The sequence below is a fragment of the Nocardia sp. NPDC059764 genome, from assembly GCF_042732555.1.
In the GTDB taxonomy this organism is placed as follows: Bacteria; Actinomycetota; Actinomycetes; order Mycobacteriales; family Mycobacteriaceae; genus Nocardia.
Genome location: NZ_JBHWHH010000252.1, coordinates 1 through 7,969 on the forward strand (window position 1 = coordinate 1; position 7,969 = coordinate 7,969).

Genomic DNA, 7,969 nt, shown 5'->3' on the forward strand with positions numbered 1-7,969 from the left:
GATTGTGCGGGCGAGCCGTTGTTCGTTCGCCGGGCTACGTGCCCATCGGCATCAGCAGGGACTTGGTCTCGCAGTAGGCGTCCAGGCCCTCGGGGCCGTTCTCGCGGCCGATGCCGGAGGTCTTGTAGCCGCCGAAGGGCGCGCACGCGTCGAAGGCGTACCAGTTGATGGCGTAGGTGCCGGTGCGGACCTTCGAGGCGACGGTCGCGCCGTGCTCGATGTCGGCGGTCCACACCGAACCGGCGAGGCCGTAGTCGCTGTCGTTGGCGATCGCGATGGCCTCCTCCTCGGTGTCGTAGGGCAGGACCGACAGCACCGGGCCGAAGATCTCCTCGCGGGCGATCGTCATGGCGTTGTCCACGTCGGCGAAGACGGTGGGCTCGACGTACCAGCCGGGCAGGCCGTCCGGGCGGCCGCCGCCGCGGATCACGCGCGCGCCCTCGTCCTTGCCCTTGGCGATGTAGCCCTCGACGCGTTCGCGCTGCGCCTGGGAGATGAGCGGGCCGAGCTGGGCGGCCGGGTCGTCGGGCAGGCCGACCGGGAACAGGTCGACGGCCGCGGTGAGGGCCTCGAGAATCTCGTCGTATCGGCTGCGGGGAGCCAGGATGCGGGTCTGGGCAACGCAGGCCTGGCCGCTGTTCATCAGGCCGGAGAAGGCCAGCTGCGGCATGGTGGCGATGTCCATGTCGGGCAGCAGGATCGCGGCCGACTTGCCGCCCAGTTCCAGCGAGCAGCGCTTGAGCTGGCTGCCGGCGATGGCGGCGATCTTGCGGCCGACGGCGGAGCTGCCGGTGAAGGTCACCTTGTCGACGCCGGGGTGCGAGACCAGGTACTCGGAGGCGTCGGCCTCGGCGGGCAGCACCGACAGCACGCCCTCGGGCAGGCCGGCCTCGGCGAAGATGTCGGCCAGCAGGTTGGCGGCCAGCGGGGTCAGCGGCGCGGGCTTGAGGACCACGCTGCACCCGGCCAGCAGGGCGGGCGCGAGCTTGTTGATGGCCAGGAAGATGGGGACGTTCCAGGCGATGACGGCGGCGACCACGCCGACTGGTTCGCGCGAGACGCGGGTGGTGCCGAACAGGCCGGTGCGGGTCTCGGTCCAGGGGAAGGACTTGCCGAGGTTGGCGTAGAAGTCGAGGGTGGCGCGGCCGGAGACGTAGTTGAGGGTGCTGGCGGCCATCGGCGGCGCACCGGTCTCGGCGGAGAGCGCGTTGGCGAGGTCGCCTGCCTTCTGGTCCAGCAGCGCGACGGCGCGGGCCAGCAGGGCGGCGCGTTCCTCCGGCGGAGTGGCGGGCCAGGGCCCGCTGTCGAAGGCCCGGCGGGCGGCGGCGACCGCGGCGTCCACGTCGGCGCGGGTGACGACGGGAACGCTGCCGACGGTCTCCAGGGTTGCGGGCGAGACGACGTGCAGGGTGTCGGTGCCGGCCGGCGCGGTCCAGCGGCCACCGATGAACAGACTCTGGTACTCCATGAGAACACGTTACAGTTTTGTGCCCTGGGTTGTCCGCATCCCGGTGGGCAATCGTCCCGCTGGCCGGGATTTTCTTTGAAATTGGACCCGTCGGTTTCTAAGCACCCTTGTTACCGGCGAGGTAATACGCGGTTTGAAATCTTGGTTGCCCGGCGGTGGCCTATGCTCGGGTCAGAACACCTTTCTCCACCACTTCGGTCGGTTGCTATTCCATAGCTCTTCGAAAGGTAGATCCCCCGTATGGCTGATACGCGGCTCGATGACTTCCGGGTGGATGAGTTGTCCGATACCGACTCGCCGGTGATCAGCACCCCCATGCAGCGGGCGGCGGGTCAATTGCAGCGGGTGCTGCCGCCCGGGTGGCGGGTGGAGGTCGTGGAGGCGACCTATCCGACTGTCCGGAAAGGACAACCGGCACTGCGGCTTCGGGTTCCGACGGACTGATCTACGCCGGACATGTAGTCGCGCAAGCACTTCCGCATACTCGTGGCAAATCATCAGCACCCTCGGCAATCGAATCCCGACCTGTCGGTTCTGTTTTCGCCGAACGCACTATTGCATTCGGCAGCCGCAGCGAGCATGCTTTATAGCTACCGTGGATAGCTCGCACGTAACATGAACAGTTACCGCACAGGGGAGTCCGAGTCATGGCGGTGCAAGTGGTCGGCAGAGCGTTGATGACCAGCGATCTCACGCCGCATCAGGCGAAAAGCGTCGGCGCGGGCGGATGGGTGGTGTCCTTCCTACCCGGCCGGACCCTCACCACAGCGCAAGCCACCGCCGCATTACTCGCGGCCGAAGCGGTTGCCGCCGTGAACGCCCTCGCCGGTCAGGTCGGCCTGACCGCGATGGAGACCGTGGGATTGGCTACCCAGGAGTCACCGTGGGGCGAACCCGAACCCTGCACCGCCCTCCGCCGGGTGTGGCGGCGCGGCGTCGCCCTCCGCTGAACGCGCCCGGGTGGGTTAGCGCGGCCGCTTGGCGGCCACCACCACCAGGTTGCTGACGAGCAGCTCCCGCAGCACGGGAATCCGAACGACCCACCATGCCCAGCGCGGGTGGTAGCGCGGGAATACCGCCAGGATGTCGATGTCGTCCGGTGCCGCCGCGGCCCAGCGCACGCCCTCGGCCGCGCTGACCGCGAACAGCGAACGCCCGAAACGGTTCTTCGGCTCCCGCCCGTGCTTGCGGCGATACCGCCGGGCCGCGTACTCCCCGCCCAGGTAATGCCACGGCCCGGTCTCGTGTCCGCCGAACGGGCCGTGCCACACCGTGTACGAAAACACCATGAGGCCACCGGGTTTCGTCACCCGCAGCATCTCGGCCGCCATCACCCACGGCTGCGGCACGTGCTCGGCCACATTCGAGGAGACGCACACCTCCACCGCGTCGTCGCGGAACGGTAAGGCCATTCCCGAGCCGCGCACCGCGCCCGCGACCCGCAATCCGGCGGCGTGCATTTCCGAGGGGTCCGGCTCAACCGGGAGATAGCGCGCGCCCGCGCGCCCGAACTCGTCCGCGAAGTAGCCGGGCCCGCCGCCCACGTCCAGCACCACGGCGTCGCGCAGCGACTGCCCGGTCAGATCCCGGTAGAAGTCCGACACCAGCTCGGCCGTATCGGTGGCCACACCGCCGTAGAACACGGCGGGATCGGTCTGCTCGAACCGGAAGCTGCCCAGCAGCCGCAGCGAGCGTCGCAGCGTTGCCCGGCGGGCGAATCGCGGACGGCGCACAGTGGTCTGCTCAGCTCGAAGCACGGCGGCAAGGCTAACCCGCCTCTCCGCGACTTCAGCGGGCGGCCTGGAATCCGTTCACCGCCCGGCACCCGTGCCGGCGGGTCGGAGCCAACCCGATTCTGGGGGTACCCCGGGAGTTACCCTCACCTCGCCAAACCAGTCTTTACGTCGCGCGAGCAACCGGATGAGATCCGAATGCTCCCGGCTGTCCACTGAAGTTCGAGGGAACCGGTACGGTTGAGCCCGTTGTCTGTCCGCCCATCTACTCTGTCCTGGAGATTCGCCCGTGCGTGAAGTGCTGCTGCTGTGCTGGCGCGACACCGGACATCCGCAGGGCGGCGGGAGTGAGCGGTACCTGGAGCAGGTCGGCGCGCAGCTGGCCGCGCGCGGCGTCAAGGTGACGCTGCGGACCGCCGGATATCCGGGGGCGGCACGGCGGGAATTGGTCAATGGGATCGAGATCAGTCGCGGCGGCGGGCGGTTCACCGTGTACCCGCGGGCGCTGGCCGCCATCGCACTCGGGCGGGTCGGACTCGGACCGCTGGGGGGGCTGCGGCCCGACGCGGTCATCGACACCCAGAACGGGATCCCTTTCTTCGCTCGCACCGTGACGGCCGCGCCGACCGTGGTGCTGGTGCATCACGGGCATCGGGAGCAGTGGCCGGTGGCCGGGAAGCTGGTCGGCCGGATCGGGTGGTGGATCGAATCGCGGCTCTCGCCACGCGTGCACCGGGGCGACCAGTACCTCACGGTGTCACTGCCCTCCGCCGAAGAGCTCACCGCGCTCGGCGTGGACGCGCCGCGGATCGCGGTGGTGCGCAATGGCGCGGAGCCCATCCCCGAATGCGTGCCCGCCGGCGACGAATCCGCCCGCACTCCGCATCCGAGCATCGTGGTGCTCTCACGGCTGGTGCCGCACAAGCAGATCGAGGACGCCATGGCGGCGGTCGCCGGACTGCGCGACAGCATCCCCGGCCTGCACCTGGACGTGGTCGGCGGCGGCTGGTGGGACGAGAACCTGCGCGCGCACGCCCGCGAGCTGGGCATCGCCGATGCGGTCACCTTCCACGGGCACGTCGACGAGGACGAGAAGCATCGCCTGCTGGCCCGCGCCTGGGTGCACGTGCTGCCCTCCCGTAAGGAGGGCTGGGGACTGGCCGTCATCGAAGCCGCCCAGCACGGGGTACCGACCGTCGGGTACCGGAGTTCGCGTGGCCTCACCGATTCGGTCGTGGACGGCGTCACCGGGCTCCTGGTCGACGACTCCGCCCAGCTCACCGCGGCCGTCGGGGAATTGCTCCGCGACAGCGAGGCCCGCACCGTGCTGGGGGAGAAGGCGCGGGCGCGGGCGCGCGAATTCTCCTGGGAGCAAACCGGAAACGGCGTCTACGAGGTGCTGTCGGCCGTGACCCGCGGCGAGCGGGTGAGCGGGCTGATCGCGCCCGCGCGCGTCTGATTCGCTGAAGTCCCGGCGCGACGCCGTGATGATTCCTAGCATCGAGGGATGTGGATCATCGTCGTCATCGCGCTAATCAGCGTTGTCGTGATCGGTGCGGGATTCGCGCTCGGCTTCCCGAAGGACTGACCCGCGGCGCACCGAAAGAACTGCGGCGGTGAGGAATCCGCCGGTCAGCAGCGCAGCCCACAGCAGGTGCGCGGACCCGGCGATCCGGCGGCTGCTCGCGGAAGCCTCGTGCGTGGCGATCTCGCCAGGCACCTTGTACAGCTGCACATCTCGATCCGCGTAGATCGGAGTCAGCTGAGCGAGAACGGTGTTCGAGTCACCCATCGGACCGGGGGTACCGCCCTCGACCAGCACCCACCCAACGCCGAGGCTCGCCAGCTCGTGCACGGACCCACCGTGCAGCAGCAGGCTCTCCACCTTCCGGGCCCGTGTGCCCTCACCGGCCACACTCCCGCCGCGCACCGGAAGTTCCCCGGTCTGCAGTACATCTCGCGGCAGCATGCGCGGCGCGGGGTCCAGGACGGGTGCGCTCCCCGAATACCGGAACTTGCGGAACATCCCGCCCGGCAACACCGCGACATCACCGGGCGCGCCCACCTCGGCCGCCACCTGTCGCCACCCGTCCGGATAGTGGACCGGCCGCAACGCGCCCCCGACGCCCCACGCCATATCCGGCAGTGTCAGGAACAGGATCGCGAGGAAAAGCGCTGCGGCCCCACCGGTTCGGGCCCGCCCGGGCGGGTCGCTCGCTTCGTCCGCGACCACGCGGGAGATCCAGCGGCCCACAGCCAGGCACCCCGCCGCCGCGCACAACGCGTACGCCGGAACCGCCAGCGCCACGTACTTCTGGGTATCCCGCAGCAGCCCGGTTCCCGGCACCTCACGCACCAGGAACTCGCCCGCCGACAGCCCCCACCCGGTCGCGCCGAGCGCGGGCAACACGATCGCCGCGAGCCCCAGCCACACCAGTCGGCGACGAACGATGAGTCCGTGGTCGGTCCCCGTATTCGGTACAGCCGCAGCCCCTTCCGGGGCTCGGCTCACCACCGCGCGCACGCCGGTCGCCATCAGGGCGAGTAACAGCAGCGTCCCGACCAGGGCGAAAAACGTGGTGCGTGAGCCGGGAACAGCCGTGCCGTTCCAGATGCCGCCCAATCCGGCGAGGCTGCCCAGGGTGCCGAGCCAGGGTTCCGCGCGGGCCGCGAAGGCCGCGACGCCCGCCGGATCGGAGGGCTCCGCGGCGGCGCCGGAGAGCGCGGTCGCGGTGAGCCACGGGGCAGCGGAGATGATCCAGAGCACCACCGCGCCGGCCAGATTCCGGCGGCCCACCAACAAGAGCGTCAACGCACCGGCGAGCAGGGATCCGGTCGGCGTGAGCCCCGCCGCGGCCAGGCAGCCCGCCAACCCGGCCCACATGCCCGCGGAGCTCAGGCGTCGCGTGTGGGGTGAGGCGATGCCCGCGATTGGTTGTGCCGGGTCCGAGCCCGCGCGTAACCGCCAGGCGAGCAGGGCGATCCAGGGCAACGCGGCGTAGCCGGTGAGCAGGCTCCAATGTCCTTGGAGCAGCCGTTCGGCCACGTACGGGTTCCAGATGGCGACGGTCGTCGCGACCAGCTGCGGGCCCAGCGAGACCCGCAACAGGTCGCGGGCCAGGACCGCCGCGCCCCAGCCGGACAGCCAGAGGGCCGCCAGGAGAATCGCTTTGACGATCAGTCCGCCGTCGACGACCGGGGACAGGGTGGCGATCAGCGCGTCCTGCGGTACCGCGCGGGGTGCGGCGTCACCGAGTCCGAGCGCGGAGTCGGTGAGATACGAGCGAGGGGTGCTGACGGCGTCGCGCAGGAGCAGGTAGCCGGGGCCGAGCAGCGGGCCCAGGACGATCACGGACAGCAGCAGGCTGTACCCGGCCGGGATCAGTCCGCGCCACCGCCGTTCTCCGCCCACCGCGTTCACACCGGCACCCTACGTTCCGGTCGGCCCGAGATCGGGGACCCGCGAAGGGGTCTCGGCGTCGTCGCGGGCCGTGCGCAGGGTGACCGCTGTCAGGACCAGCGTGGTGACGGCCGCGGTGACCGTGGCGATGAGGATCAGCGTGAGCACCGAGTGGGCGCAGGTGAGCATGACCGTCACCCCGACGCCCAGCCCGATCCAGGTGATCGCCGCGGGTGCGGTGCGGTCGGCCGCGATCGCCGACAACAGCACCGCTTGCAGAACCGCCAGCAGGGCGCCGTCGAGCGCGAACAGCCACAGCAGCCCTTGGATCGGCGCGTAGTCGCGTCCCGCGAACAAGGGGGCGAGCGGTGCGGCCAGCGCGGCGCCGAGCACCGTGACCGCGCCGATCCCCATCAGCACCGCCAGCGCGGACCGCATGGCGTGCGCGGAGTGCTTGGGCTGCGCCATCTGTGGATACAGCACCACGCCGACGGCCTGCGGCAGCCAGAACGCGATCTTGGCCGCGATCGCACCCAGCGCGTACCGCCCGGCATCGTTCTCGCTGAGCACGATTCGCGAGATGAGCAGATCGGCCGACGACAACGCCATCAACGCCGCCTGCACCTGCGCCGCCCGGAAGACCGGAACCACCCCGAGCGCCAGATCACGTGCGCGTTCGCCGACGGGAACGCTGACCGTGCCGGCCACGCGTCGCGCCGCGACGGCCGCGGTCGCGGCTCCGGCGGCACCCGCCCACAGCGCGGGCGCGGGGCCGCCGCCGACCGCGAGCGCGATCAGCGCCGGAGTCACCCGCAGGATCGCCGCGCCGCCCAGCACCCACGCCAGCGGCCGGAATCGGCTGCCACCCTGGAGAATCCCTTGTTCGCCCGCGAGCAGGACCAGCAGGGGAGCGGAGCAGAGCGCGCCCGCCGCGGCCACGACACTCACCTTCAACACGAGGGCGACGATCGGCACCAGCACGACCGCGGCCGCCGCGACCAGTGCGGCGCAGCGCAGCGCGAGCGCGCGCACGGCCGTCGCGGGTGCACCGCGAACCACTTCGCGCGCCACCACGTTCTGCAAGGCCAGCGCGGGCACGGCGCACAGCACCTGGATCGCCAGCAGGCTCGCGAAGGAGCTGTATCCCGCCACTCCCAGCCAGCGGCTGGCGAGCAGTTGCAGCAGATACCCCGCGACATTCGCGGTCATCGCCCCCACCGTCACCAAGGTCAGGTCCTTGACCACGGGCAGACGGCGTACAACAGACACGCCCGCAATGCTCCCATCCGGGGTCCGGCCCCCGGCCCGCCACCCCGCGCAACCCGGACGGGTGTCCGCGAACGACAGCGGCCCAGCACCTGCGAAAGG

At 70.7% G+C, this 7,969-nt stretch carries 7 protein-coding genes; 3 read left to right on the forward strand and 4 right to left on the reverse strand.

Annotation, left to right across the window (positions count from 1 at the left end; all coding sequences use genetic code 11):
- Positions 1–34: 34 nt before the first annotated feature.
- Positions 35–1,468: an aldehyde dehydrogenase gene (locus ACFV4K_RS33245; RefSeq protein WP_379280265.1), complete on the reverse strand. Its 1,434-nt coding sequence runs from the start codon at positions 1,466–1,468 to the stop codon at positions 35–37.
- 240 nt (positions 1,469–1,708) lie between these two features.
- On the opposite strand from ACFV4K_RS33245, the gene ACFV4K_RS33250 reads away from it, so the two are divergent.
- On the forward strand, positions 1,709–1,912 hold the full coding sequence (locus ACFV4K_RS33250) for a hypothetical protein (RefSeq protein WP_379280267.1): 204 nt from the start codon (positions 1,709–1,711) through the stop codon (positions 1,910–1,912).
- Positions 1,913–2,115: 203 nt separating this feature from the next.
- Complete coding sequence (locus tag ACFV4K_RS33255) at positions 2,116–2,418, forward strand: hypothetical protein (RefSeq protein ID WP_379280268.1); 303 nt, start codon at positions 2,116–2,118, stop codon at positions 2,416–2,418.
- A gap of 15 nt (positions 2,419–2,433) precedes the next feature.
- On the opposite strand, the gene ACFV4K_RS33260 is transcribed toward ACFV4K_RS33255, so the two are convergent.
- Positions 2,434–3,225 (reverse strand): methyltransferase domain-containing protein, encoded by a 792-nt coding sequence (locus tag ACFV4K_RS33260; RefSeq protein WP_379280269.1) that lies wholly within the window; start codon positions 3,223–3,225, stop codon positions 2,434–2,436.
- Positions 3,226–3,490: 265 nt separating this feature from the next.
- Between ACFV4K_RS33260 and ACFV4K_RS33265 the strand changes: the two genes are divergently transcribed.
- The gene (locus ACFV4K_RS33265; RefSeq protein WP_379280270.1) at positions 3,491–4,660 is read left to right on the forward strand and encodes a glycosyltransferase family 4 protein; all 1,170 of its coding nucleotides are present in this window, start codon (positions 3,491–3,493) and stop codon (positions 4,658–4,660) included.
- Between the two features lie 72 nt (positions 4,661–4,732).
- Here the strand turns inward: ACFV4K_RS33265 and ACFV4K_RS33270 are convergent, their stop codons facing one another.
- Together ACFV4K_RS33270 and ACFV4K_RS33275 are read right to left on the reverse strand one after the other, a co-directional pair.
- Positions 4,733–6,622, reverse strand: coding sequence for a hypothetical protein (locus tag ACFV4K_RS33270; RefSeq protein ID WP_379280271.1), 1,890 nt, complete (start codon positions 6,620–6,622; stop codon positions 4,733–4,735).
- A gap of 9 nt (positions 6,623–6,631) precedes the next feature.
- Positions 6,632–7,810 carry a polysaccharide biosynthesis protein gene (locus ACFV4K_RS33275; protein ID WP_379280272.1) on the reverse strand — a complete coding sequence of 393 codons (1,179 nt, stop codon included), beginning with the start codon at positions 7,808–7,810 and terminating at the stop codon, positions 6,632–6,634.
- Positions 7,811–7,969: the final 159 nt, after the last annotated feature.